Annotated in this window: 23 protein-coding genes and 1 pseudogene; 11 read left to right on the top strand and 13 right to left on the bottom strand. The window is 72.0% G+C overall.

Going from position 1 to position 23,889, the window contains the following annotated elements; translation table 11 throughout:
* Positions 1-14: 14 nt before the first annotated feature.
* Positions 15-911 (top strand): annotated as a pseudogene (locus CR162_RS19170) (IS3 family transposase); the annotation flags it as partial.
* A gap of 52 nt (positions 912-963) precedes the next feature.
* Here CR162_RS19170 and CR162_RS19175 read toward each other — a convergent pair.
* The 8 genes from CR162_RS19175 to CR162_RS22540 form a co-directional block, all read right to left on the bottom strand.
* Positions 964-1,470, bottom strand: coding sequence for an ArdC-like ssDNA-binding domain-containing protein (locus CR162_RS19175; RefSeq protein ID WP_099097128.1), 507 nt, complete (start codon positions 1,468-1,470; stop codon positions 964-966).
* Between the two features lie 161 nt (positions 1,471-1,631).
* Entirely contained in the window at positions 1,632-2,024 is a 393-nt protein-coding gene (locus CR162_RS19180; protein ID WP_099097129.1) for an XRE family transcriptional regulator, read from the bottom strand.
* Positions 2,024-2,395, bottom strand: coding sequence for a type II toxin-antitoxin system RelE/ParE family toxin (locus CR162_RS19185; RefSeq protein ID WP_099097130.1), 372 nt, complete (start codon positions 2,393-2,395; stop codon positions 2,024-2,026). Before CR162_RS19185 ends, CR162_RS19180 begins: the two co-directional genes overlap by 1 nt.
* 22 nt (positions 2,396-2,417) lie before the next feature.
* Positions 2,418-3,800, bottom strand: a complete 1,383-nt coding sequence (locus CR162_RS19190; protein ID WP_099097131.1) for a tyrosine-type recombinase/integrase — start codon at positions 3,798-3,800, stop codon at positions 2,418-2,420.
* Between the two features lie 316 nt (positions 3,801-4,116).
* Complete coding sequence (locus tag CR162_RS19195; RefSeq protein WP_099097132.1) at positions 4,117-5,238, bottom strand: ABC transporter permease; 1,122 nt, start codon at positions 5,236-5,238, stop codon at positions 4,117-4,119.
* Positions 5,239-5,241: 3 nt separating this feature from the next.
* Positions 5,242-8,055 (bottom strand): ribosome-associated ATPase/putative transporter RbbA, encoded by a 2,814-nt coding sequence (gene rbbA / locus CR162_RS19200; protein WP_099097133.1) that lies wholly within the window; start codon positions 8,053-8,055, stop codon positions 5,242-5,244.
* On the bottom strand, positions 8,022-9,089 hold the full coding sequence (locus tag CR162_RS19205) for an HlyD family secretion protein (RefSeq protein WP_099097134.1): 1,068 nt from the start codon (positions 9,087-9,089) through the stop codon (positions 8,022-8,024). The genes rbbA and CR162_RS19205 overlap by 34 nt, the downstream gene beginning before the upstream one ends.
* 436 nt (positions 9,090-9,525) lie before the next feature.
* Complete coding sequence (locus tag CR162_RS22540) at positions 9,526-9,675, bottom strand: hypothetical protein (RefSeq protein ID WP_176559936.1); 150 nt, start codon at positions 9,673-9,675, stop codon at positions 9,526-9,528.
* Positions 9,676-9,861: 186 nt separating this feature from the next.
* Here CR162_RS22540 and CR162_RS19210 point away from each other — a divergent pair, with 186 nt between their 5' ends.
* Positions 9,862-10,068 carry a hypothetical protein gene (locus tag CR162_RS19210; protein WP_099097135.1) on the top strand — a complete coding sequence of 69 codons (207 nt, stop codon included), beginning with the start codon at positions 9,862-9,864 and terminating at the stop codon, positions 10,066-10,068.
* 39 nt (positions 10,069-10,107) lie between these two features.
* Here CR162_RS19210 and CR162_RS19215 read toward each other — a convergent pair whose 3' ends face one another.
* Positions 10,108-11,100 carry a Bug family tripartite tricarboxylate transporter substrate binding protein gene (locus CR162_RS19215; protein WP_099097136.1) on the bottom strand — a complete coding sequence of 331 codons (993 nt, stop codon included), beginning with the start codon at positions 11,098-11,100 and terminating at the stop codon, positions 10,108-10,110.
* Between the two features lie 165 nt (positions 11,101-11,265).
* Here CR162_RS19215 and CR162_RS19220 point away from each other — a divergent pair, with 165 nt between their 5' ends.
* Positions 11,266-11,769 (top strand): CreA family protein, encoded by a 504-nt coding sequence (locus tag CR162_RS19220; RefSeq protein WP_099097148.1) that lies wholly within the window; start codon positions 11,266-11,268, stop codon positions 11,767-11,769.
* On the opposite strand, the gene CR162_RS19225 is transcribed toward CR162_RS19220, so the two are convergent.
* Positions 11,735-12,661: a trypsin-like serine peptidase gene (locus tag CR162_RS19225; protein WP_176559937.1), complete on the bottom strand. Its 927-nt coding sequence runs from the start codon at positions 12,659-12,661 to the stop codon at positions 11,735-11,737. The genes CR162_RS19220 and CR162_RS19225 overlap by 35 nt on opposite strands.
* Before the next feature lie 398 nt (positions 12,662-13,059).
* On the opposite strand from CR162_RS19225, the gene CR162_RS19230 reads away from it, so the two are divergent.
* The 7 genes from CR162_RS19230 to CR162_RS19260 all read left to right on the top strand — a co-directional run bounded on the left by CR162_RS19230 (position 13,060) and on the right by CR162_RS19260 (position 20,903).
* Positions 13,060-14,247, top strand: a complete 1,188-nt coding sequence (locus CR162_RS19230) for an ABC transporter substrate-binding protein (RefSeq protein WP_099097138.1) — start codon at positions 13,060-13,062, stop codon at positions 14,245-14,247.
* A 67-nt stretch (positions 14,248-14,314) separates the two neighbouring features.
* Positions 14,315-15,229 carry a branched-chain amino acid ABC transporter permease gene (locus CR162_RS19235; protein WP_099097139.1) on the top strand — a complete coding sequence of 305 codons (915 nt, stop codon included), beginning with the start codon at positions 14,315-14,317 and terminating at the stop codon, positions 15,227-15,229.
* On the top strand, positions 15,222-16,220 hold the full coding sequence (locus tag CR162_RS19240) for a branched-chain amino acid ABC transporter permease (protein WP_099097140.1): 999 nt from the start codon (positions 15,222-15,224) through the stop codon (positions 16,218-16,220). The genes CR162_RS19235 and CR162_RS19240 overlap by 8 nt, the downstream gene beginning before the upstream one ends.
* The gene (locus tag CR162_RS19245) at positions 16,217-16,975 is read left to right on the top strand and encodes an ABC transporter ATP-binding protein (RefSeq protein WP_099097141.1); all 759 of its coding nucleotides are present in this window, start codon (positions 16,217-16,219) and stop codon (positions 16,973-16,975) included. Before CR162_RS19240 ends, CR162_RS19245 begins: the two co-directional genes overlap by 4 nt.
* 4 nt (positions 16,976-16,979) lie before the next feature.
* Positions 16,980-17,681: an ABC transporter ATP-binding protein gene (locus tag CR162_RS19250; protein ID WP_099097142.1), complete on the top strand. Its 702-nt coding sequence runs from the start codon at positions 16,980-16,982 to the stop codon at positions 17,679-17,681.
* Between the two features lie 70 nt (positions 17,682-17,751).
* Positions 17,752-19,953 (top strand): ATP-binding protein, encoded by a 2,202-nt coding sequence (locus CR162_RS19255; protein WP_099097143.1) that lies wholly within the window; start codon positions 17,752-17,754, stop codon positions 19,951-19,953.
* A gap of 68 nt (positions 19,954-20,021) precedes the next feature.
* A complete protein-coding gene (locus tag CR162_RS19260; RefSeq protein ID WP_099097144.1) occupies positions 20,022-20,903 on the top strand; it encodes an alpha/beta hydrolase in 882 nt (293 codons plus the stop codon).
* A gap of 20 nt (positions 20,904-20,923) precedes the next feature.
* Here the strand turns inward: CR162_RS19260 and CR162_RS19265 are convergent, their stop codons facing one another.
* The 3 genes from CR162_RS19265 to CR162_RS19275 form a co-directional block, all read right to left on the bottom strand.
* On the bottom strand, positions 20,924-21,688 hold the full coding sequence (locus CR162_RS19265; protein WP_099097145.1) for a (Fe-S)-binding protein: 765 nt from the start codon (positions 21,686-21,688) through the stop codon (positions 20,924-20,926).
* Between the two features lie 63 nt (positions 21,689-21,751).
* Positions 21,752-22,831 (bottom strand): murein transglycosylase A, encoded by a 1,080-nt coding sequence (gene mltA / locus CR162_RS19270; protein ID WP_099097146.1) that lies wholly within the window; start codon positions 22,829-22,831, stop codon positions 21,752-21,754.
* A gap of 5 nt (positions 22,832-22,836) precedes the next feature.
* Positions 22,837-23,511: a Tim44/TimA family putative adaptor protein gene (locus CR162_RS19275; protein WP_099097147.1), complete on the bottom strand. Its 675-nt coding sequence runs from the start codon at positions 23,509-23,511 to the stop codon at positions 22,837-22,839.
* Between the two features lie 151 nt (positions 23,512-23,662).
* Here CR162_RS19275 and CR162_RS19280 point away from each other — a divergent pair.
* On the top strand, positions 23,663-23,889 hold a 227-nt coding region (locus CR162_RS19280; RefSeq protein ID WP_141563247.1), incomplete at its 3' end, for a histidine phosphatase family protein.

The raw sequence follows: 23,889 nt of genomic DNA on the forward strand, positions 1-23,889 counted from the left end.
GAGCGTGACATTTTAAAAAAAGCCATCGGCATCTTCTCGGAGCCCCCGAGATGAGGTTCCGCGTCATCGCCGCCCATGCCGATACCTGGCCAATCCGCACCGCCTGTCGTGTGCTTGGCGTGTCCAGCTCGGGTTACTACGCCTGGCGGGCGCGCCCTGACAGTGCGCGAGCCCTGACCAACCGGCAGATCCTGGCCGACATCCGGCGCCTGCACGCCAGCCACCACGGCCGCTACGGCAGCCCACGCCTGCAGGCCGCTTTGCGCGCCGAGGGACGGCATGTCAGCCGCGGCCGGGTCGAGCGGCTGATGCGGGCTCATGGGATCCAGGCGACCGCGGGGCGGCGCTTCCGTCCAGCGACCACCAACAGCCGCCATGCCCTTCCGGTCGCCCCCAACCTGCTGAACCGGCAGTTCGCGGTCACCCGCCCCAACACGGTCTGGCTGGCCGACATCACCTACCTGCCCACTGGTGAGGGCTGGCTCTACCTCGCCGCCGTGCTCGACTTGGCCACCCGTAAGGTGGTCGGCTGGTCCATGCGCGAGCACATGCGTACGGAACTCGCCTGCGCCGCGCTCATCATGGCTATCCAGCGGCAGCGGCCAACACCTGGCCTGCTGCTGCACTCGGACCGCGGCTCGCAGTACGCTGCCGACGATTACTGCCGGCTCCTGAAAGCAGCCGGAATGCGGCAGTCCATGAGCCGCCGCGGCAACTGCCTAGATAACGCGCCCATGGAAAGCTTCTTCCACACCCTCAAGGTCGAACTCGTCCAGCAGCGCCAATGGGCCACGCGAAATGAGGCCAGACGCGACGTGTTCGCCTACATCGAAAGCTACTACAACCGGCAGCGCATCCACTCCGCCCTGGGCTACCAGACGCCAGAGCAGATGGAGCACAAGGCCGCCTGATCCCTGTCCATCAAATCAGAGGAAGATCAGTGCCCGTCAGGAGCCACCGCTCCTACACCACCAGCCGGGACACGACCGGCGGTGCCGCCGCGGCGAGTTCGGGCGGCAGGCCGTCGCACTGCTGGACGTTGAAGACGGTGAAGCGCTTGAGGAAGTGGATCGCGCGGGCGTCCTTGCCCGTCTCCTGGGCGCGCTCGCGTTCCTCGCCGGGGATGAAGCGGTCAGCATAGACCACGGTCGTGCCGCGCTCGCCCTTGCGCACATTGCCGCCGAGCGCGAGCGCCTGGCGGAAGGTGAGCCAGCTCTGGCCGGCGTAGCCGCGCTCGACGACGGCACCCCAGAGGATCAGCACGTTGATGCCGGAGTAGCGCCGGCCGGTTGTGGCGTTCTTCGGCAGGGCGAGCGGCGCGGCCACGCCCGAGATTCCCCAGGGCTGCACCCAAGGGAGGCGCCCGGCCTCGAGTTCAGCGATGATTCTGTCGGTGATTTCGTCGTAGAGGTTCGCGCGGTCACCCGAGGCTCGGCCACTCGGGGCCGGCCGTGTCGCGGAGCGGGTCATGGCGGTTCTCCATGACGGGCCGGCCGCGAGCCTCTCTCTCGGCCCCGAAACCCGTCACAGCGACAGCCGCCAAACTCTCACTCTGCGTTCGAACCGCTACCGCGGGATGTCACCCAATCCGGCACCGAGATACTGACTACTGTTCGTGCCCGATCGTCCGTTCAGCCGGCGCGGGCGCTCGCGCGCGGTTTGGTCTGCCGCTTTGCGGTGACCTTCCTGGGGCCGGCGGAAACACTCGGGGCGACATCGCCCAAGTGCTCAATCCGAACGGGAGCGCGTGAAGGCAGGCGGACGACGAGCTCCAGCTTTCCGCCGATCGCCTCGACATAGCTGCGGAGCGTCGAGAGATACATGTCCGCCTGTCTCTCGATCTTCGAGATCGAGGGCTGCTTGACCCGCAAGGCTGATGCGATGTCCACCTGCGCCTTGCCTGCCATGCGGCGCAGCTCGCTCAGGCTCTCGACTTCCTCGATGAGCTCGCGGGCGCGCGCCTCGACGCGTGCGCGCCGCGCTTCGGGAAGCGCGGCAACGACATCAGTCAGCGTTCGTCCCATCACGTCCTTCCCTTCTTCGCGGCATTGAGCCGATCGAGATGTGCCTTGAAGCGCCTGTCGGCTTTCGCGATGAGCGACTTGTAGAAGCGCTTCTCGCTGCCACCCGACTTGTCGCCGGCGACGAGTAGGATGGCCTTGCGCTCCGGATCGAACGCGAAGGCGACACGCCAGACGCCGCCATCCGCCTCGAACCGCAGTTCCTTCATGTTGGAGAACGCCGAGTCCTTGAGCGTATCCGCATGTGGGCGACTGAGCTTGGGGCCGAACACAGCGAGGAGTTTGGCGGAGGCCAACAGTTCATCCTGCACGGCTTCCGGTAGCTCTCCGAACTCCGCATCAAACTCATCACCAAACGCGACCTTCCACTCCATATATAGCTCCTAGGCTATATTGTCAAGGCGTCAGGCCGTGGGGCCCCGGGGTCTGATCGGGGGCGCTGGCTCCGGCCAGGTGGCTCTCGGGAGGCAGCAGGGGGTTCCCGAGGTGCCGAGAGAGCGCCATCGCCCTGGACGCGCGATCCAGCGCGTAGCCTGGACGCTGGAACTGCGCGCCCTCCAGGAGCGCCTGGATGTATCCCGCGACCGTATCCGCAGCCATGATCAGCGACGTGTCGACCGCGTGGATATAGCGGCTGGTCACCGATCCCTGCGCATGTCTCAGCAACGCGGCGACGGTCGACTCAGTGAAGCCGAGATCGTTCGCGATGCTGGCGAAGCTGTGGCGCAGGACATGAGGGGTGACATCGGCGAGCGGTGTCTTCGCGAAGATCTTGTCCCAGTGCTTCGGATAGCCGATCAACGGCTTGCCATCGAGGAAGCCGCGGAACACCGGGCCGACCGCTTCACGCGGCCGATCCGCCTCCAGCATGTCGACGGCGGGAAGTCCGATCGGACGGACGGATGCGCCCTCCTTCGTGTCGTGCAGACGAAGGCAGCTGTTGGCGGTGTCCACCTCGGACCAGGTCAGGTTGAGGATCTCGCCGCGGCGGCATCCGGTCAGCGCGAGCAGACGGGTGATCTTCGCCGAGGTGCGGAGTTGATCGTCAGCGAGTGCCTTCGCCAGCAGCTTCCCGAGCAGCCGATACTCGTCTTCCGAGAGGCGCCGCGTCCTCTTCTGGTCAGCGGCTTTCCGGATGCCATGCGCCGGGTTGGAGTCGATGATGCCGGCCTCGCGCGCATAGGTCAGCAGCGCGCCGAGGAAGCCAACCGTGCGGCGACCCGTCCCCATGCCGCCGCGAACGATGGCGCGCCCGCGCCTGCGCGTCTTCACGTCAGCCTTCGTCTTGCCGGACGCGATGTCGCGCATGAACTGCGTCACGTCGGCGCTGGTGAGGTCCTTCACGCGCCGCGTGCCGAGCAGCGGGACGATGTGGCGCTTGATGCGCCCCTCGTCGGTGTAGATCGTCGAGGCCTTCTTCGGCCGTTGCTTCTTGCCGAGGATCAGGCCTGCCTTCGCGTCGGCCATGTACCGCTCGCAGAGCTCCTTGACCGTGATCGCGCGGTGGTCGAGCTCCCTCTGCTCTGCCGGATTGTCGCCCTGCGCGATGCGGCCGAGGAGCACGCGGGCTTCCCGCCGTGCCGTCTCCGGCGTCCAGACGCCATGCACGCCGATCGTGAATCGCCGGGTGCGCCCCTTGGCACGATACTGTACGACGTAGCTGCGCCGTCCCGAGGTGAACACCCGGAGGCCGAACCCGGGCAGTTCGTCATCCCAGATGAAGTAGTCCGCATCCCGCGGCATTGCCTGATCGACGGTGCGCTTGCTGAGCTTTCCCACGTCCTGTGCTCCTGGTCCGAGTTGGGACCCGTGGGCTCCATTTCCGGAAGCACCACGGCAGCACCCGGGCCGAAACTTCGACGTGCAGACGGATACGCGATGCGTAGGGAGATGCCAGGAAAACTCAATCTACGTAGTAGGTTAGAGGGCTATGGCGTAGAAAGAGAAGGCCTGGCGAAATCGTTCCGGATACGCTCCGAAGGCAAAGGTCGTACGTTCGAATCGTATCGGGTCCGCCACCTTCCTCGAAAACATGCCGGTGGCTGGCCGGGAAATCCGGCCCTCGGGCGTGGCCATCCCGCCCCAGGCGGGCCGGCTAGCCGATCCGCGCGACGCTCTCGCGGAAGCGGGCCAGGGCGAAGCCGAACAGCGCGCCGCCGATGACGGCCAGCATCAGCATCTTCGGCCACACCACGGAAAGCCCGGCGCCGCGGTAGAGGATCGCCTGCGCCAGGCTGACGAAATGGGTCGTCGGCGCCGCCAGCATCACCACCTGCACGAATTCCGGCATGCTCTCGCGCGGCGTCGAGCCGCCGGAGAGCATCTGCAACGGCAGCAGGACCAGGATCAGCAGCAGGCCGAACTGCGGCATGGAGCGCGCCACGGTGCCGAGGAAGATGCCCATCGAGGTGGTGGCGAAGACATGCAGCGCCGCGCCCGCCAGGAAAAGCGGGACCGAGCCCTGGATCGGCACGCCCATCAGCCCCTGCACCACCAGCGCGATGCAGAACGCGCTGGCCAGCAGCACCACCAGCGCCATGGCCCAGACCTTGGCGGTCATGATCTCGAAGGGCGTCACCGGCATGACCAGCAGGTGCTCGAGCGTGCCATGCTCGCGCTCGCGGATCAGCGCCGCGCCGGCCAGCACGATGGAGAGCATGGTGATCTGGTTGATCAGCTGCATGATGGCGCCGAACCAGGAGGGCTTCAGCTCCGGGTTGAAGCGCGCGCGCAGCACCAGCTCCACCTGCGGCGTCTCCACCGCCCGGTAGCGCCGGGCGAAGGCGGCCACCTCCTCGCCCACGATGGTCTGGACATAGCCGCTGCCGGTGAAGGCCTGGCTCATCCGGGTCGCATCGACGTTGAGCTGGATGGTCGGCTGGCGGCCGGCCAGCAGGTCGCGCTGGAAGTCGGGCGGGATGTCGAGGGCGAAGGTGTCGAGCCCGGCATCCATGCGGCCATCCATCTCGCCCTGCGTGATCGGCACCGGCGGCAGGAAGTAGGGCGGGTAGAAGGCGCCGGCGATCCGCGCCGAGACGGGCGAGCGGTCCTCGTCCACGATGGAGATGGCGGCGCGGCTGAGCGTCTCGGGCATCGCCGTGGCGGCGCTGTAGATGGCCAGGGTGAAGGAATAGACGATCAGCACCAGCATCATCGGGTCGCGGACGAGGCTGCGCAGCTCCTTGACGCCGAGCGTCCCGATATTCGCCAGGCGCATGGCTCAGCGCTCCTGCTTCTTCAGCAGCGCCGCGCTGAGGCCGATCAGCACCGGCGCGGCGAGCAGCAGGGGGAGGAACTCGCCGCGCAGGTCGGCGAAGTGCAGCGCCTTGGAGAAGGTGCCGCGCGCGATCGTCACGTAGTAGGTGGTGGGATAGAGGTTGCCGATCACGGCGCCCGCCCCCTCCAGCGAGGAGACCGGGTCGATCAGGCCGGAGAACTGGGTCGCCGGCAGGATGGTCATGACCGCCGTGCCGAAGATGGCGGCGATCTGGGTGCGCAGGAAGGTCGAGGCCAGCAGCCCGAGCGCCGTGGCGGCACAGAGATAGATCAGGCTCGCCGCCGCCAGCGCGGGGAAGCTGCCGGTCAGCGGCACGTCGAACAGGAACAGGGCGAGGCCCACGAGCAGCAGGAAGTTGGCCATGCCGAGCAGCACATAGGGCAGCTGCTTGCCCAGCAGGAACTCCAGCCGCGTCACCGGCGTCACGTAGAGATTGACGATCGAGCCCATCTCCTTTTCCCGCACGATGCTGAGCGCGGTGAGCATGGCGGGGATCAGCATCAGCAGGATGGGGATCATCGCCGGCACCATCGACACCAGGCTGCGCACATCCGGGTTGTAGCGGAACCGCGTCTCGATGGTGAAAAGCTGGCCCGCCGTGACGCCGCCGCCGGGCCCCTGGGCCGCGCGCTGCGCCAGCCAGTCGGCGTGCATGCCCTGCACATAGCCGCGGACGGTCTGGGCGCGGGAGGGCATGGCGCCGTCGATCCAGGCGCCGACCTGCACCGCCCGGCCGCGCGCCACGTCCCGCCCGAAGCCGGGCGGGATCTCGATGGCGAGCGCCACCTCGCCGGCCCGCATGCGGCGGTCGAGATCGTCGTAGTCGGCGATCGGCGGCTGCTCGGTGAAGTAGCGGGAGCCGGCGATGTTCAGGGTGTAGTCGCGGCTGGTGGTGGTCTGGTCGCGGTCGAGCACGGCGAAGGCCAGTTCCTCGACATCCATGGTGATGCCGTAGCCCATGACGACCATCAGGATCAGGCTGCCCAGCAGGGCGAGGGTGGCGCGCACCGGGTCGCGGCGCAGTTCCATCGCCTCGCGGCGGGAGAAGGAGAACATGCGGCGGATGTCGAAGCCCCGGCGGGGCGAGGGGGAGGCCGGTGGAGGGGAGGCCAGGAGAGTCTGGGCGGCGCCCTTTGCCGCCGGAACGGGGGCCGTGGCCGGGATGGGCGCCGGCCCCTCCGCCTCGGCCACCGCCTCCTCGAGATAGGCGATGAAGGCCTGCTCCAGGTTCCGCGCGCCGCGCTTCTCCACCAGCGCCGCCGGCGTGTCGCTCACCAGCACGCGGCCGGCATGCATGAGCGAGATGCGGTCGCACCGCTCCGCCTCGTTCATGAAGTGGGTGGAGATGAAGATGGTGACGCGGTCGCGGCGCGCCAGCTCGACCAGGATGCGCCAGAAGCCGTCGCGCGCCACCGGGTCCACGCCGGAGGTGGGCTCGTCCAGAATCAGCATCTCCGGGCCGTGGATCATCGCCACCGCCAGGGAAAGGCGCTGCCGCTGGCCGAGCGGCAGCGCCTCGGGCAGCGTGTCGAGGATGCCGGCCAGCTCGAAGCGGCGGGCCATTTCCGCGACGCGGGCGGGAATGGCCGCGGCCGGCATGTTGAACAGCCGGGCGTGCAGCTCGAGGTTCTGCCGCACCGTCAGCTCGGAATAGAGCGAGAAGCTCTGCGACATGTAGCCGACGCGGCGGCGCGTGCCGATGTCGCCCGCATCCACCTCCTGCCCGAACAGCCAGGCCTGGCCCTCGCTCGCCGGCAGCAGGCCGGTCAGCATCTTCATCGTCGTCGTCTTGCCGCAGCCATTGGAGCCGAGGAAGCCGAAGATCTCGCCGCGGCGGATGCGGAAGCTGACCTTGTCCACCGCCACGAAGTCGCCGAAGCGCATGGTCAGGCCGCGCGCCTCGATCGCCGCCTCGCCATCCTCCTCCCCTCCCGCGCCCGCGAAGGGCCGGATCTCGACCGGCCGGTGGCCTTCCCGCTCCGCTTCCGGCAGCAGCGCGACAAAGGCGGCCTCCAGCGAGGCGGCGCCGGTGCGCTCCATCAGCGCGCGCGGCGTGCCGGTCGCCAGCACCCGCCCCCCCTGCATCGCCGCCAGCCAGTCGAACTGCGCCGCCTCCTCCATGTAGGCGGTCGCCACCACCACGCTCATCCCCGGCCGGCCGGCGCGGATATGCGCGACCAGCTCCCAGAACTGGCGGCGGGAGAGCGGATCGACGCCCGTGGTGGGCTCGTCCAGGATCAGCAGGTCGGGATCGTGGATCAGCGAGCAGCAGAGGCTGAGCTTCTGCTTCATGCCGCCCGAGAGCTTGCCCGCCGGCCTGTCGGTGAAGGGGGCGAGGCCGGTCGCCTCGACCAGCTCGGCGATCCGGCGTTCGCGCTCCGCGCGGCCATGGCCGAAGAGGCGGCCGAAGAAGTCGATGTTCTCGAAGACCGAGAGCGTCGGGTAGAGGTTCCTGCCCAGGCCCTGCGGCATGTAGGCGATGCGCGGGCCGACCGCGCCGCGGTGCCGCGCCGAGGCCATGTCGCCGCCCAGCACCTCCACGCGCCCCGCCTGGATCCGCCGCGCGCCCGAGACCAGGGCGAGCAGGCTCGACTTGCCGACCCCGTCCGGCCCGATCAGCCCGGCCATGCACCCCGCCGGCAGGTCGAGCGTGACGGCATCCAGCGCGACGGTCCTGCCGTAGCGGAGGCCGACCTCCTGCAGGCGGGCGGCGGGCCCCGCCGTCACGGCAGCCGCACCTGCAGGCTGGCGGGCCATTCCACCCGCTCGTCCACCCGCACATAGGCCATGCCCGGCAGGCCGGTCTTCACCTGGGAGATGTATTGCTGCAGCAGCTCCGGGCTGACGCGCGCGCGGATGCGGAACACCAGCTTCAGCCGCTCCTCCGCCGTCTCCACCGTGCGGGGCGTGAACTGCGCCACATCGGAGACGAGCGAGACGCGCGCCGGAAAGACGTATTGCGGCGCGGCGTCCAGCACCAGCCGGACCTCGGTGCCGAGCGCGATCCGCCCGGCATCGGGGGTGGGCAGGAAGAAGGTCATGTAGACATCGGCCAGGTCCACGAGGTTCAGCACGCGCCCGCCGGCGGCGAGGATCTCGCCCGGCTGGGCCACGCGGAACTGCACGCGGCCCGCGCGCGGGGATTTCAGCGTGCTGTCGTCGAGATCGGCCTGGATGCGCTGGATGCTCGCCCGCGCGGCCTCCACCGCCGCCTCGGCGCTGACGACCTGCGAGCGCGCGGCGCCGACCGCCGCCTCCGCCGCCGCGACCTGCGCCCGCGCGGCGCTCAGGGCGGCGCGCGCCCCTTCCTGGCTGGCGCGGTCGTCGTCGAGGGTCTGGAGGGGGGCGTTGCCGCGCGCGGCGAGCGTCTCCGTGCGGGCGAGCCGCCGCTGGGCGGCGGTGAGCTGGGCGTCCCGCTGCGCCACCACCGCCTCGGCCGCCACCTTCTCGGCCTCCCGCTGGGTGACCTGGCTGTTGGCGGTCTGCACGGCGATGACGGCGCGCTGCAGCTGGGCCTCGGCCTCGCGCAGCTGGGCCTCGAGCACGGCGGTGTCCATGCGCGCCACCACCTGCCCGGCCGTGACGAAGTCGCCCTCGTTCACCAGGATCTCGCTGATGCGGCCCGGCGTACGGGTGGCGATGTCGATCTCGACCGCCTCGATGCGGCCATTGCCGCGGGCGATGCCGCCGGGAAGCTCCTCCGGCCGCAGCGTCCACCAGCCGGCGATGGCGGCGACCGCCGCGCCGAGGATGGCGATGCGCAGGATCCAGCGTCGTCTCGTCGTGCTCATGCGCGGTCGGGGGCCTGTCCGGAGTGGAAGATCGGCGGGCAGGATAGTGGCCGATAAAGAGGAGGTCCAGCCAGGGCTCCGCGCGCTCCGCCCCGCTCGCCCGGGCGATGGAAAGGGGGGACGCTCCAGGCGGCGGCGCCGGAAAACCGGCGCGGCAGGCGCCGTTCGGGGCGGGACGCCCCTCGCCCGGGGCCTTGCCCGGGCTCGGGACATTCTCAGGGCCGGCGCGGTCTCGCGCCTAAGGCCGGGGCGGGCCCGGAGGCGGCCTCGGAGGCGGCGCGGGGCCGGCAGGGCCAGCGCGCCCGGACAAGGCTCCCGCCCATGCGGAAGCGCGGCGGGCCCGGAAAGGGGCCGCGGCGCCGGGCGGGTTCATCGTGGATGAAGGAGGCGCATCGCCGGCATGGGGCCGGCCTTCCGCCGCGAGGGCGGCGCGGCCTCAGAAGGCGCGGGCCACGACCAGCCCGATCAGCGCCCAGAGCGGGATGCTCAGCACCCCGCCCCACAACAGCCCGCGGGCCGGGGAAGGGCGGTCCTCCCGCGTCTCGGCCGCGAGGGAAAAGGCAGGATCGGCAACGACATCGCTCATGGGGAGTGCCTCGCAGAAGGAGAGAACATCCTGCAGCAAAACTGTTAACGGATTCTTGATCTACACCACCTCAAACCTGTGCGACAGCATTTTCGCACGCGAGACGGGAACAGTGGCGCTTGCAGCACACCCGGCACGCTCCCATCCTTCGTTTCGGCTCACCAAGAAGCCCAAGGAGGAACCAGCATGACGCCGAACGACAATCTGCGGGTGTTGCGGCAACAGGCCATGGCCGCGCGCCGCATCCACATCGCCCAGACGCTGGGCATCACCCACGAGGCGCCCAGCACCAGCCGCCTGCCGGAGCTCCAGCGCATGATCAGCGGGCTCGACGCGGCGCTCGAGCTGCCCTCCCGCCCGGACCCGGAAGGCCGCCAGCCGCGGCGCGCCTGAGGGCAGCGGAAAGGCCGGGGGCCGGCGCCCCCGCCGCCCTCAGCCTTCCAGCCGCACATTGGCGATGCGCGCCACCTCCCGCCACTTGGCGATCTCGGCGCGCACGAAGGCGCCCGCCTCCTCCAGCGCCTGCGGCGCGGGCGTGCCGCCCATCTGCTGCATCCTTGCCGCGAAGGCGGGCTCGCGCAGCAGCGCCGTGACCTCGGCGTTGATCCGGCGCAGCACCGGCTCCGGCGTGCCGGCCGGCGCGCAGAGCCCGCCCCAGCCGATGGCGGCATAGCCCGGCAGCGTCTCGCCGATGGCCGGCACCTCGGGCAGCTGCGTGGCCCGTGCCGCCGAGGTGACGCCGAGCGCCCGGATGCGCCCGGCCTGGATGTGCGGCAGGGCGCTGGCCACGCTGTCGAACATCATGGGGATGTTGCCGCCGAGCAGGTCCGCCACCGCCGGGCCGCTGCCACGGTAGGGGATGTGCGTCAGCCGCACCCCGGCCTGGTGCGCGAACATCTCCGCCGCCATGTGCTGCGAGGTGCCCGGCCCGCCGCTGCCGTAGTTGATGGCGCCCGGCGCCTGCCGCGCCGCCGCGACCAGCTCCTCCACCGAGCGCGGCGCGAAGGAGGGGTGCGCCACGATCACCAGCGGCACGGTGAACACCGTGGTGATGTAGGCGAAGTCCTTCTCGGCGTCGTAGGGCAGGTTGGCGATGACGCTGGGATTGATGCCGTGGGTGCCGCTGGTGGAGGCCAGCAGCGTGTAGCCGTCCGGCGCCGCGCGGGCACCCGCATCGGTGCCCACCACGCCCGCGCCGCCGGCGCGGTTCTCCACCACCAGGCGCTGCGGCCAGCGGCGGGAAAGCTCCTCGGCCAGCAGGCGCAGCATGGTGTCGGTGGCCTGGCCCGGCGGAAAGGGGATCAGCAGGCGGACGGGGCGGGCCGGCCATTCCGCCTGGGCGCGGGCCGGGGCGGGCGCCAGCAGGGCGGGCAGGGTCAGCGCTGGCAGGGCGAGGGCCGCGCGGCGGCCGGTGCTCTGGGTCATGGTTGTCGTTTCCTCCGGAGGTGGCGCTGCATAGGCAGCACAGGCCGGAGGGGCAAGGCGGCGGAAAACCGGCGCGGCGGCAGGCCCTTCGCCTCCGCCGCCGCGCACCCCAGATGCATGGCCTCTCTCCCCATGCCGGGCCCGTCCCGGAAAGACAGGATGCGCATGAACCTATTGCGGGCCGCGCCGGCCCTTCCCCTGGCCCTTCCCTCGGCCCTCGCCCTTTCCCTGGCGCTGCTGCCCGCCCTGCCGGGGCCGGCCTCCGGCCAGACGCGGGTGGGGGAGATCAGCACCACCTTCCGCCTGGTGGGCCCCAACGACAAGGTGGTGGTGGAGCGCTACGACGACCCGCGCGTGGGCAATGTCTCCTGCTACGTCTCGCGCGCCGACACGGGCGGGCTTTCCGGCTGGGTGGGGCTGGCCGAGGACCCCTCGCGCTTCAGCATCGCCTGCCGCGCCACCGGGCCGGTCGCCCTGCCGGCGGGGCTGCCGCAGACGGAATCCGTGTTCCGCCAAAGTGCCTCTCCGCTGTTCAAGGCGCTGACGGTGACGCGCATCCTGGATGCGGAGAAGCGCGTGCTCGTCTACCTCATCACCAGCACCAAGCTGGTCGACGGCTCGCCCTTCAACAGCGTCACGGCGGTGCCGATCGAAACCGCGGCGCGCTGATCGCGGGCTGGCGCGCGGGCGCGCCGGCGTCCGATCCGCCGGCCCCCGCCGCCTCGGGTCCAGGCGCTTGAGGCCCAGGGGCTTGAGGCCCAGGGGCTTGAGGCCCAGCCGCTTCCCGCGCGGGCGTGTCGGCCATCAGCGCGCCGGGCAGGGCGGCGGCCGGCACGGCGATGCCGAAGCGCCGGTCCCGCGCCACGCCCACCGCCACCCCCGCCACCGCCCAGCCCGCGCCGTCCGCGACCAGCAGCGGCGCCCCGCTGCTGCCGCGCGTGCCGGCGCAGTCGTGCAGCAGCAGCGGCGCGGCCGCCAGCACGCGGCAGCCGGAATCGGCCATCAGCACTTCCGGCCGGTCCTGCTGGTAGCCGCCCAGCAGCAGGGCCGCGCCCGGCGCCGGGGGAGTGGGCAGCAGGGGCAGCGCCTCCTCCGGCCGGCCCAGCGGCCGGTCCAGCGTCAGCACGGCCCAGTCCGCGCCGGCGGGTCCGCTGCGCGCGGCGTCGAAGCCCGCGCCGGTCCGGTAGGCCAGCACCCGCGCCTGCCCGCTCCATTCCCCCATCCGGTAGCCGCGCAGGAAGTGGATGGAGCCGGGCCGCACCAGCGCCCGCGCGCGCGGCGCGACCAGGCAATGCGCCGCCGTCAGCACATGGCGCGGGCCGATCAGCACGCCCGTGCAGCGGCCGCCCAGCTCCGTCTGCACCCGCCCCAGCGCCGTCCAGGGCGGCGCCGAGACATCCGCCCGGCGGCGTGGGTCACCGGCGCCGACACCCGGCAGCAGCGAGGGGTCGGCGGCGGCCAGGCCGGGCGGCAGGGCCAGAAGCGAGGCCGCGAGCAGGACCACAGTCCGGGCGGGCGGAAAGGCGGGAGCAGGGGCGGATTCCGGGCGCGGTCGTGGCATCGCCCTGCTGTGCCGCCGCCACGCGGGAAAAGGCGAATCAAATCCGTCTTTCGTCGCGCATCTTTCGATCTCACGCCGCATTTACAGAATGTTCAAGAATTTTGCGCCAGAATGGCAAATAAGAGACGCAGGAGACCGTTTTTGATATGCGCCCAGCTTCCACCCGCCGGTTCCACAGCCGGCTGATCCGCCTGCTGCGCGAGTGGCTGCAGCAAGGCGCCTATCGCCCGGAACGCCGCTACATGCGCGGCCTCAACCGCCGCTGAGCCGCCCCTTCCCCCCCGCAGTCCCGGCCTTCCGCCCTTTCCGCCGCGCCGCCGGCCATGGTCAGGTTTGCCCTTCGCCCTCCGTGTGCGACAGTCTAAGCACAAGGCAAACCTTCGGACGGGAAGACTGGGATGATCGAAAGGCGGACCCTGCTGCGCGTGGCGGGCGCGGCGGCCATGGCCCCTCTGCTGGCCCGCCCCGCCCTGTCGCAATCGGGCGCGGCGCTCAAGATCGGCATGATCACCACGCTGTCGGGCCCTGGCGGCTATCTCGGCCAGGACATCCGCGACGCCTTCCTCCTCGCCATGGAAATGGAGGGCGGCCGGCTGGGCGGCACGCCGGTGCAGCTCCTGGTGGAGGACGACGCGCTGCGCCCCGGCCAGGGCAAGCAGATCGCCGAGCGCTTCCTGCGCAACGAGAAGATCCGGCTGATGACGGGCGTGGTGTTCTCCAACGTGCTCGGCGCCGTGGTGCCGGACGTGCTGGACGCGGACGGCATCTATGTCAGCCCCAACGCCTCCCCCTCCACCTTCGCCGGGCGGGAGTGCCACCGCAACTTCTGGTCCATCGCCTGGCAGAATGACGGGCTGCACGAGAGCGCCGGGCAGGCGGCGAACGACCTCGGCTTCCGGCGCATGTTCATCCTCGCCCCCAACTACCAGGCGGGCAAGGACGCCATCACCGGCTTCCGGCGCCTCTACAAGGGCGAGGTGGTGGGCGAGGTCTATACCCGCCTCGACCAGACGGACTACGCCGCCGAGATGGCGCAGATCCGCGCCGCCCGGCCGGACGCGGTGTACCAGTTCCACCCCGGCGGCCTCGGCATCGCCTTCCTGAAGCAGTACGTGCAGGCCGGCCTCTCGGCCACCACGCCGATGGTGCTGGCCTCGCCCTCCATGGATTCCACCACCCTGGCGGCGGTGGGCGAGGCGGCGCTCGGCATCAACGTCACCGCGCAATGGAACAGCGACTTCGACAATCCGGCGAGCCGCCGCTTCGTCGAGGCCTTCACCGCCAGGTACAATCGCGTCCCCACCTACTACGCCCAGCAGGGCTACGACACGGCGCTGGCCATCGGCGCCGCGCTGAAGGGCACGGGCGGGCGGGTGGACGACCTCGATGCCTTCCGCCGCGCCATGCAGCCCGCCGCCTTCGACAGCCCGCGCGGCCGCTTCGCCTTCGGCCCCAACCAGCACCCGGTGCAGGACTGGTACCTGCTGAAGGTGGAGCGCGGCGCAGACGGCAAGCCCGCCCTGGTCACCAAGGGCAAGGTGCTGGAAAACCACGGCGACGCCTACGCCGCCCAGTGCCGGATCTAAACTTGCAAAAATAAAGGAAGGGGGCTCCGGGGGAATTCATTCCCCCGGCTTTCTTGGAGTGTGTTCGATGGCCCTGCTGCTGGAGCAGCTCCTGAACGGCCTGCAACTCGGCGTCATGCTGTTCCTGCTGGCCGCGGGGCTGACGCTGGTGTTCGGCATCATGGGCGTGATCAACCTGGCCCATGGCTCGCTCTACATGGTGGGCGCCTTCGCCGCCGCCTGGGTGGCGGCGCAGACCGGCTCGGCGCTGCTGGCGCTCCTGGCCGGGCTGGCGGCCGCCGCGCTGGTCGGCATGGCGGTGGAGCTGGTGGTGCTGCGCCGCCTCTACGCGCGCGACCACCTGGACCAGGTGCTGGCCACCTTCGGGCTGATCCTGTTCTTCAACCAGGGCGCCATCCTGCTGTTCGGCCGGCAGCCGCTGTTCGTGGACATCCCCGAGCCGCTGCGCGGCGCGGTGGAGATCATCCCAGGCGTGCCCTATCCGGCCTACCGCCTCGCCATCCTCGCCGTCGGGCTGCTGGTGGCGGCGGGGCTGTACTGGCTGATCCGGCACACCCGCACCGGCATGCTGGTGCGCGCCGGCGCCACCCACCGCGAGATGGTGCGGGCGCTGGGCGTCGATGTGCGGCGTCTCTACACGCTGGTCTTCGGCCTCGGCGCGCTGCTGGCGGGGCTGGCGGGGCTGATGGCGGGGCCGATCTTCTCCGTGCAGGTCGGCATGGGGGAGCAGATCCTGATCATGACCTTTGTCGTCGTCGTCATCGGCGGCATCGGCTCGGTGCGCGGCGCGCTCGTGGGCGCGCTGCTGGTCGGGCTGTCGGACACGCTGATGCGCGCCTACCTGCCCGCCCTGCTGCGCGGCGCCATGCAGGGGCCGGACGCCGACGCGCTGGCCGCCGGCCTCGCCTCCATGGGGGTCTACCTGCTGATGGCACTGGTGCTGCTGCTGCGGCCGCGCGGGCTGTTCCCGGCCCATGGCTGAGCCGTCCCGGCGGCCCCGCCGCGTCTCCCCCGTCCTGCTGGCGCTGCCGCCGCTGCTGGCGCTGGCCATCGCCCTGCCCTGGATCGCCGAGGCGCTGGGCACGCCGGCCAGCACCGGCCTCGCCACCCGCATGGCCATCTACGCCATCGCCGCCAGCGCGCTGAACCTGGTGCTGGGCTTCGGCGGCATGGTCAGCTTCGGCCACGCCGCCTTCTTCGGGCTCGGCGGCTACACGGTGGGCATCCTCTACGCCCACTGGTCCTGGCAGGAGCCGCTCTGGGGCCTGATCCCCGGCACCACCTCGCTGCCCGTCACGCTGCTGGCGGCGATGGCGGTGGGCGGGGCGGGTGCCGCGCTGATCGGCGCGCTGTCGCTGCGCACGCGCGGCGTGCAGTTCATCATGATCACCCTGGCCTTCGCGCAGATGCTGTTCTTCCTGTTCGTCTCGCTGAAGGCCTATGGCGGTGACGATGGCCTCAGCGTGCGCCGCCAGGGCGAGTTCCCGGGGCTGAGCCTGCGGGACCCGGCGCAGCTCTACTGGCTCTGCCTCGGCCTGCTGGTGGCCTGGCTGCTGCTGCTGCGGCGCGTCACGCGCTCGCGCTTCGGGCAGGTGCTGGCGGGGGCCCGGCAGAGCGAGCGGCGGCTGCAGGCCATCGGCATCGCGCCCTATCCCTACAAGCTCGCGGCCTTCGTCCTGTCCGGCATGGGGGCGGCGCTGGCCGGCGCGCTGATGGTGAACTACGCCCGCTTCGTCAGCCCCGACATGCTCGCCTGGACCAAGTCGGGCGAGCTGATGATCATGGTCATCCTGGGCGGCGTCGGCACGCTGATGGGGCCGGTGCTGGGCGCCATCGCGCTGGTCGGGCTGGAATACTGGCTGGCGGCGCTGACCGAGCACTGGCAGTTCGTGCTGGGGCCGCTGCTGCTGCTGGTGGTGCTGTTCGCGCGCGGCGGGCTGATGGCGCTGCTGCGCCCGGGGGCGGGCGCATGACCGCGCCGCTGCTGCTCGTCGAGGGGCTGCGCAAGCGCTTCGGCGGCCTGTGCGCGACCGACGACCTGTCCCTCGCCGTCCGCCCGGGCGAGCTGCACGCGCTGATCGGGCCGAACGGCGCCGGCAAGAGCACCGCCATCGCGCAGATCACCGGCGAGATCCGCCCCGATGCGGGGCGCATCCTGTTCGCGGGGCGGGACATCACCCGCCTTCCGCCCTCGCGGCGGGTGCGGCGCGGCCTGTCCCGCACCTTCCAGATCGTGCAGCTGCTGGACGAGGCCACCACCCTGGAGAACGTGGCCCTGGCGGTGCAGGCGCATCAGGGCCACAGCTTCCGCTTCTGGCGCGACGCGCGGCGGGACGAGCGGCTGCGCCAGCCGGCGCGCCAGCTGCTGCTGCGCGCGGGCGTGGAGGCGGCGCTGTGGGAACAGCGGACCGGCGACCTTTCCGCCGGCGCGCGCAAGCAGGTGGAGCTGGCCATCGCGCTGGCCGCCGCGCCGCGCCTGCTGCTGCTGGACGAGCCGATGGCCGGCCTCGGCCCCAGCGAGTCGCGCGCCATGACCGAGACGCTGCGCGGGCTCAAGGGCCGGCTCGCCATCCTGCTGGTGGAGCACGACATGGAGGCGGTGTTCGCCCTCGCCGACCGCGTGTCGGTGCTGGTGGACGGGCGCTGCATCGCCTCCGGCGAACCGGCGGAGATCCGCGCCGACCCGGCCGTCCGCGCCGCCTATCTCACCGAGGACGAGGAGGCCTGAGCCGATGCTGGAAGTCTCCGGCCTGAGCGCCGGCTATGGCCGGAGCCAGGTGCTGTTCGGCGTCGACCTCGTGGTGCGGGAGGGCGAGGTCGCGACGCTGCTCGGCCGCAACGGCATGGGCAAGACCACCACGGTGCGCGCCATCCTCGGGCTGAACCCGCCGCGCGGCGGGCGGGTGCGCTTCGGCGGGGAGGATCTGGCCGGCGCGGCGCCCGAGGCCATCGCGCGGCGCGGCATCGGGCTGGTGCCGGAAGGGCGGCAGGTGTTCCCGACCCTCACCGTGCGGGAGAACCTCCTCGCCACCGCCGCCAACCGGCTGCGCCACCCCGAGCCCTGGGACCTGGCGCGCATCTACGCCCTGTTCCCGCGCCTGGCCGAGCGCGCCGGGCAGTATGCCCGCACCCTGTCGGGCGGCGAGCAGCAGATGCTGGCGATCGGCCGCGCGCTGATGACCAATCCGCGCCTGCTGGTGCTGGACGAGGCGACGGAGGGGCTCGCCCCCGTCATCCGCGCCGAGATCTGGGCGACGCTGGCGGCGCTGAAGGCGCGCGGCCAGTCCATCCTGGTGATCGACAAGAACCTCGGCGCCTTGTCCCGCCTCGCCGACCGGCACCACGTGCTGGAAAAGGGCCGCACCGTCTGGTCGGGCGACGGCGCGGCGCTGGCGCGCGAGGCGGAGCGGGTGCGCGGCTGGATCGGCCTCTAGCGCGGGCGGCGGCGGGGGCGCGGCCTTCGTTCCGCTTGCCCCCGGATGGGGCATCCACCATGAATGCCCGATGACAGCCGAACACCCCAGCTTCCTGCCGCGGGAAGGCGCGATGGCGAGCGCCATCGCCGCCCACGCATGGTCGCGCACGCCGCTCGGGCCGATCGAGGCCTGGCCGGAGCTGCTGAAGACCGCCGTGGCGCTGATGCCGGAGTCGCGCTTTCCCCAGGCGGTGATCTGGGGGCCCGAGCTGGTCACGCTCTACAACGACGCCTTCCGGCCCATCCTCGGGGCCAAGCCGGCGCCGCTGGGCCGCCCCTTCAGCGAGATCTGGAGCGAGGCGTGGCAGGATGTCGCTCCCATCGCGGCCGCCGCCTTCGAGGGGCGCGCGACCTATATCGAGAACTTCCCCGTCTTCATCGACCGGCACGGCAGGCCCGAGCTGGCCCACTTCACCTTCTGCTACAGCCCGATCCGCGACGCGCAGGGCCGCGTCGTCGGCATGCTGGACACGGTGACCGAGACCACCGCCACCATGCTGGCGACCCGGCGGCTGGCCTTTCTCGACCTGCTCGGCCGCACCATCGCGGGCGAGCGGGACGCGGACGCGGTGATGGCCGCCACCACCAGCCTGCTGGCCGGGCATCTGGGCCTGTCCAACTGCGCCTATGCGGACATGGACGCCGACCAGGACGGCTTCACCATCCGCGGCAACTGGGCGGCCGAGGGCTCGCCCAGCATCGTCGGCCATTACAGCCTGGCCGATTTCGGCACGCTGGCGGTGCGCAGGCTGCGGGCCGGCGAGCCGCTGGTGGTGAACGACAACCTGGCAGAGCTGGCGCCGCACGAGGCGGCCACCTTCCAGAACATCGGCATCGCCGCGACGATCTGCATGCCGCTGATCCGCGAGGGCCGGCTCACCGCGCTGATGGCGATCCACGACAAGGTGCCGCGCCTCTGGTCGGACTACGAGCTGGCGCTGCTGCGCGACGTCACCGAGCGCTCCTGGGCCTATGTCGAGCGCGTCCGGGCCGATGCCGACCTGCGGCGGGTGGCGGCCGCCCTCGAGGAGCTGAACGCGACGCTCGAGGCGCGCGTCGCGGAGCGGACGCGGCAGCTCGAGGAAACCGAGGCGGCCCTGCGCCAGAGCCAGAAGATGGAGGCCATCGGCCAGCTCACCGGCGGCATCGCGCATGACTTCAACAACCTGCTCGCCGCCGTGGTGGGCAGCCTCGACCTGATCCTGCACCGCGCGGGCGATGCCGAGCGCGTGCGCCGCCACGCCGAGGCGGGCCTCGCCGCCGCCGGGCGCGGCACCAAGCTGACCGCCCAGCTCCTGGCCTTCTCGCGCAAGCAGAAGATCGAGCTGAAGCCGCTGTTCCTGTCCGCGCTGCTGCGGGGCATGACGGAGCTGCTCCGGCGCACGCTCGGCCCGATGATCCGCCTCCGGCTGGAGCTGCGCGAGCCCGATCTCCGCATCCTCACCGACGCCACCCAGCTCGAGCTGGCGGTGCTGAACCTCGCCATCAACGCGCGCGACGCCATGCCGGAGGGGGGCGACCTCCACATCGCCAGCAGCGTGGCGCGGATCGAGCGGGACGGCGTGCTGAGGCCGGGCAGCTACGCGCTGCTCACCGTGGCGGATACGGGCGAGGGCATGCCGCCCGAGGTCCTGGCGCGGGCCTTCGACCCCTTCTTCACCACCAAGGGGGTCGGCAAGGGCACGGGGCTCGGCCTCAGCCAGGTCTATGGCATCGCCCATCAGGCGGGCGGCACGGTGCGCATGGAAAGCCGGCCGGGGGCGGGCACCACCGTCCGCATCTACCTGCCCCTCACCGCGCTGGAGCCGGAGGCCGAGCCGGCGGAGCGGAAGGCGGAGGCGAGAGCCGGCAAGGCCAGCATCCTGGTGGTGGACGACGACGCCGATGTGCGGGAGATGCTGGTGACGGCGCTGGAAACCCTGGGCTTCTCGGCGACCGAGGCCGGCAGCGGCACGGCCGGTCTCGCCGCCCTGGAGGCCGCCCGGCCCGACCTGGTGATCCTCGACTACGCCATGCCCGACCTGACCGGCGCCGAGGTGGCCCGGCTGGCCCGGAAGCGCTGGCCGGCGCTGCCCATCGTCTTCGCCAGCGGCTACGCCGACACCGCCACCATCGAGAGCGTGGCCGGGACCGACGCCATCGTGCTGCGCAAGCCCTTCCGCATCGGCGACCTCGGCGCGGTCATCGCCGGCGCGCTCGGGCGGCCGGAGCTGGAGCCGGGGCGGGGCTGAGGCAGCGGGGCGCGGAAAGGCTCCGGCGCCGCTTTCCCCGCACCCTTCCCGCCGCCAGAATGGCGCGCATGACCGAGAGCTGGCGCGGCATGGGCCGCGAGACCCTGGACCGCGAATACAACGCCCGCGCCACCGTGCCGGATATCGGGCCGATCATCGCCGAATACCGCGCCCGCACGGAGGCGGCCCGCGCCACGCTGCCGGGGGCGCGCACCGATATCCCCTACGGCCCCACCGCGGCGGAACGGCTGGACATATACCCCGCCGCCCACCCGGGCCCGGCTCCGGTGTTCGTCTTCATCCATGGCGGCTACTGGCGGCTGCTGGACGCCGCCGATTCGGGCTTCATGGCGCCCTGGCTCACCGCCGCCGGCGCCTGCGTGGTGGCGGTGAACTACGCCCTCGCCCCCGCCGCCCCGCTCGACGAGATCGTGCGCCAGTGCCGCGCCGCCCTGGCCTGGCTGCACGGCAACATCGCCCGCTTCGGCGGCGACCCGGCGCGCATCCACGTGGCCGGCAGTTCGGCGGGCGCGCATCTGGCGGCGATGCTGGCGGCGGGGGGAGACTGGCCCGCCGGCTTCGGCCTGCCGCCACGGCCGGTGGCGGGCGCCACCCTGCTCTCCGGCCTCTACGAGCTGGAGCCGCTCCGCCTTTGCCATGTGAACGAATGGATGCGGCTGGACGAGGCCACCGTGCTGCGCAACTCCCCCGGCCTGCTGCCGCCGCCGGCGCCGGGCACGCCGCTGGTCTTCAGCTTTGGCGAGAGCGAGACGGCGGAGTTCAAGGCGCAGACCGTGGCGCAGGCCGAGTTCTGCGCCGGGGCGGGCTGCATCGTGACGCCGGTGCCGCCGCCGGCCGGCTCCAACCACTTCGACATCGTGTTCCAGCTCTGCGAGGACACCCCCCTCTCGCGCGCGACGCTGCGGGCCATGGGGCTGCCCGCCGGCTGAGAAGGCGGCGGCGCGCCGGCTCAGGCGCCGGCGATGGGCGGCACGTCCCGCGTCATGTCCGCCAGCACCTCGGCCACGTGGCGCACCTGCACGGGGCTGCCCTGGCGGTGCAGGCGGCCGGCCATGTTCAGCAGGCAGCCCATGTCGCCGGCCAGCAGCGTGTCCGCCCCCGTGGCCTCGATGTCCTTGACCTTGTCGGACACCATGCGGGTGGAGATCTCCGGATACTTCACGCAGAAGGTGCCGCCGAAGCCGCAGCACAGCTCCGGCTCGGCCAACTCCTTCACGGTGAGACCCTCCACCCCCGCCAGCAGGCGACGCGGCTGCGCGCGGATGCCGAGCTCCCGCAGGCCGGAGCAGGAATCGTGGTAGGCGGCGACGCCCGCATGCCGCGCCTGGACGCGCTCCACCCCCCGCACATCCACCAGGAAGGAGACCAGCTCATGCGTCCGCGCCGCCAGCGCCTCGGCGCGGGCGCGGTAGTGCGGGTCGTTGTCGAACAGGCCGGGATAGTGCTTCGCGATCATGCCGGCGCAGGAGCCGGAGGGCGCCACGACATGGTCATAGGGCAGGAAGGCGTCGATCACCGGGCGGGCGAGGTCGCGCGCCGTGGCGCGGTCGCCGCTGTTGTAGGCGGGCTGGCCGCAGCAGGTCTGCAGGCGCGGCACCTCCACCTGGCAGCCCGCCTGTTCCAGCAGCCGGATGGCGGCGAAGCCCACCGAAGGCCGGTAGAGGTCGACGAGGCAGGTGACGAAAAGGGCGACGCGCGGCTTCGGCTCTGACATGGGCGGGGACGATAGCCGCGGCCGGAGCCGATGCAAGCGGGATGGATGCAGGCACGCCGCCCCTCAGGGCGCGGCGGGCTCCAGCACATAGAGCGTGGCCGTCTCCTTCATGCGGCCCGCCGCCTCGGCCGCCGCCTCGCCCCAGCCCCAGAACAGGTCGGCCCGCGCCTTGCCCTTGATGGCGCCGCCCGTGTCCTGCGCCAGCACCAGGCGGCGGATCGGCGCGCCCGTCAGCGGGTGCTTCGCCACGATCCAGACGGGGCTGCCGAGGGGGATCTCGGTCCGGTCCACGGCGATCGAGCGCAGCGGCGTCAGCGGCACGCCGAGCGAGCCCGACGGCCCCTGGTCCGGCCGCGCGGCGGCCTCGCGGAAGAAGACGTAGGAGGGGTTCTCCGCCATCAGGGCGCGGGCGCGCTCCGGCCCGGCGCGCTCCAGCCAGGCCAGGATGGTCTGCATCGAGACCTGCTCGCGCGGGATCTCGCCGCGATCCGCCAGCAGCCGGCCGACCGGCACATAGGCGCGGCCGTTCTGCGCCGCGTAGCCCATGCGCCGCACCGAGCCGTCGGGCAGCGCCACCCGGCCGGAACCCTGGATCTGCAGGAAGAACTTCCCCGCCTCGTCATCCACCCAGAGCAGCACGGGCGCTTCCACCCCGCCCGCCTCGATGGCGGCGCGATCCGGATAGGGCACCAGCCGCCCGTCCCGCACGCGCCCGGCGGTGCGGCGGCCGCGCAGATCCTCGGCGAAGCGGCCGAGATCGACCTCCACCAGATCGGCCGGGCGGCCGCGCAGCGGCACGGTGTAGGGGCCGCCGCGGGTGGCGGCGCCGCGCAGCTCCGGCTCGTAATAGCCGGTCATCAGCCCCTCGCCGGCGGCGCGCAGGGTGAAGCGGCGCTCGAAGAAGGCGCGGGCGGCGGCGTTGTCGCCGGGCGGCAGGCCGGCGGCCTCGGCGCAGAGCGCGGCGGGCATGGCGGGGGGGCGGCAGCCCGCGACAAAGGCGGGCACCGCCTCGGCCAGCGCATCCTCGCCCCAGCCCGGCAGCTCGGCCACGTGCTGCGGCACGGTGGAGCAGGCGGCCAGCAGGGCCAGCAGCGCCAGGGCCGGCCAGCGGCCGGCGCGCGCCCCCCGGCGCTTCCCGGCCACCGCGATCAGGCCGACTGGGTGCCGACCAGCTTCCAGGTCGGGTCGGCGCTGCTCAGGTCGCGCTGGAAGGTCCAGATGTCGTTCAGTTCGGTCACCGCCTCGGCACCGGCGACGATGTCGCCGTTCGGGCCGGTGGTGACGTTCACCTGGTCGGACACGATGCGCACGGTGATGTCGGCCACGGTGCCGCGCAGGTCGGCGCCCTCGATGGCCATGTCGTGCACGGCGCGGATCTCGGTGCGCTGCCGCTCGCCGGCCGTCTCGCGCGTCACCAGCGCCTGCTCGAAGCCGGCATAGGTGTCGGCGGAGAGCAGGTTGCGCAGCGTCTCGCGGTCGCCGGAGGCGAAGGCGGCGACGATCATGCGGAAGGCGCCCTCCGCGCCCGCCAGGAAGGCGGCCGGGTCGAAGCCGGCATCGGCCTGGCGGATGCGCTGCAGCGCCTGCCCGACCGGCGAGCGCGAATCGGGGATCACCAGGCGCGGGGCGCCGGCGACGGGGGCGGGCGGCACCTGCGCCGCGTCCGGCTCGGCCGGGCCGGGCATGCCCTGGCCGGGGACGGGACGCTCCTGCGGCGGCCGCTCGAAGCCCTGCCGGCGGCCCAGGACGCTGCGCAGCCGCAGCACCAGAAAGGCCGCCACCATGGCGAACAGGATCAGATCGACCGGAAATCCGCCGGACATTGCATTCTCCTCATGCGCATCACTTAGGGGTCATGCGGCGCCACCGCAACGGCCCCCGTCCCGCTACGCGCCCGGCGCGGTCATAAAGCCGGCATCTTGCCGCCCCGGCTGCCTGCCGTTACCTCCAGCCTGTTTCCTCCGGAGTTCCGCGATGATCCTGCTGCGTCACGGCCAGAGCGAGTTCAACCTGCATTTCAGCGCGACCCGCCGGGATCCGGGCATCAAGGACCCGAAGCTGACCATCCTCGGCCGCCACCAGGCCGAGCAGGCGGCCCAGGCCCTGGCCGGCGAGGACATCCGCCGCATCATCGCCAGCCCCTATACCCGCGCGCTGGAAACGGCGGCGCCGCTGGCCCGGCGCTTCGGCCTGCCGGTGCT

Origin of the sequence: Teichococcus rhizosphaerae (assembly GCF_002631185.1) — a bacterium.
Lineage (GTDB): Bacteria > Pseudomonadota > Alphaproteobacteria > Acetobacterales > Acetobacteraceae > Pseudoroseomonas > Pseudoroseomonas rhizosphaerae.

Coding starts and splice junctions, on each gene's coding strand:
- CR162_RS19175 (WP_099097128.1), bottom strand. CDS start 1,470: ATGACCCGCTCCGCGACACGGCCGGCCCCGAGTGGCCGAGCCTCGGGT.
- CR162_RS19180 (WP_099097129.1), bottom strand. CDS start 2,024: ATGGGACGAACGCTGACTGATGTCGTTGCCGCGCTTCCCGAAGCGCGG.
- CR162_RS19185 (WP_099097130.1), bottom strand. CDS start 2,395: ATGGAGTGGAAGGTCGCGTTTGGTGATGAGTTTGATGCGGAGTTCGGA.
- CR162_RS19195 (WP_099097132.1), bottom strand. CDS start 5,238: ATGCGCCTGGCGAATATCGGGACGCTCGGCGTCAAGGAGCTGCGCAGC.
- rbbA (WP_099097133.1), bottom strand. CDS start 8,055: ATGGCCCGCCAGCCTGCAGGTGCGGCTGCCGTGACGGCGGGGCCCGCC.
- CR162_RS19205 (WP_099097134.1), bottom strand. CDS start 9,089: ATGAGCACGACGAGACGACGCTGGATCCTGCGCATCGCCATCCTCGGC.
- CR162_RS22540 (WP_176559936.1), bottom strand. CDS start 9,675: ATGAGCGATGTCGTTGCCGATCCTGCCTTTTCCCTCGCGGCCGAGACG.
- CR162_RS19210 (WP_099097135.1), top strand. CDS start 9,862: ATGACGCCGAACGACAATCTGCGGGTGTTGCGGCAACAGGCCATGGCC.
- CR162_RS19215 (WP_099097136.1), bottom strand. CDS start 11,100: ATGACCCAGAGCACCGGCCGCCGCGCGGCCCTCGCCCTGCCAGCGCTG.
- CR162_RS19220 (WP_099097148.1), top strand. CDS start 11,266: ATGAACCTATTGCGGGCCGCGCCGGCCCTTCCCCTGGCCCTTCCCTCG.
- CR162_RS19225 (WP_176559937.1), bottom strand. CDS start 12,661: ATGCCACGACCGCGCCCGGAATCCGCCCCTGCTCCCGCCTTTCCGCCC.
- CR162_RS19230 (WP_099097138.1), top strand. CDS start 13,060: ATGATCGAAAGGCGGACCCTGCTGCGCGTGGCGGGCGCGGCGGCCATG.
- CR162_RS19235 (WP_099097139.1), top strand. CDS start 14,315: ATGGCCCTGCTGCTGGAGCAGCTCCTGAACGGCCTGCAACTCGGCGTC.
- CR162_RS19240 (WP_099097140.1), top strand. CDS start 15,222: ATGGCTGAGCCGTCCCGGCGGCCCCGCCGCGTCTCCCCCGTCCTGCTG.
- CR162_RS19245 (WP_099097141.1), top strand. CDS start 16,217: ATGACCGCGCCGCTGCTGCTCGTCGAGGGGCTGCGCAAGCGCTTCGGC.
- CR162_RS19250 (WP_099097142.1), top strand. CDS start 16,980: ATGCTGGAAGTCTCCGGCCTGAGCGCCGGCTATGGCCGGAGCCAGGTG.
- CR162_RS19255 (WP_099097143.1), top strand. CDS start 17,752: ATGACAGCCGAACACCCCAGCTTCCTGCCGCGGGAAGGCGCGATGGCG.
- CR162_RS19260 (WP_099097144.1), top strand. CDS start 20,022: ATGACCGAGAGCTGGCGCGGCATGGGCCGCGAGACCCTGGACCGCGAA.
- CR162_RS19265 (WP_099097145.1), bottom strand. CDS start 21,688: ATGTCAGAGCCGAAGCCGCGCGTCGCCCTTTTCGTCACCTGCCTCGTC.
- CR162_RS19275 (WP_099097147.1), bottom strand. CDS start 23,511: ATGTCCGGCGGATTTCCGGTCGATCTGATCCTGTTCGCCATGGTGGCG.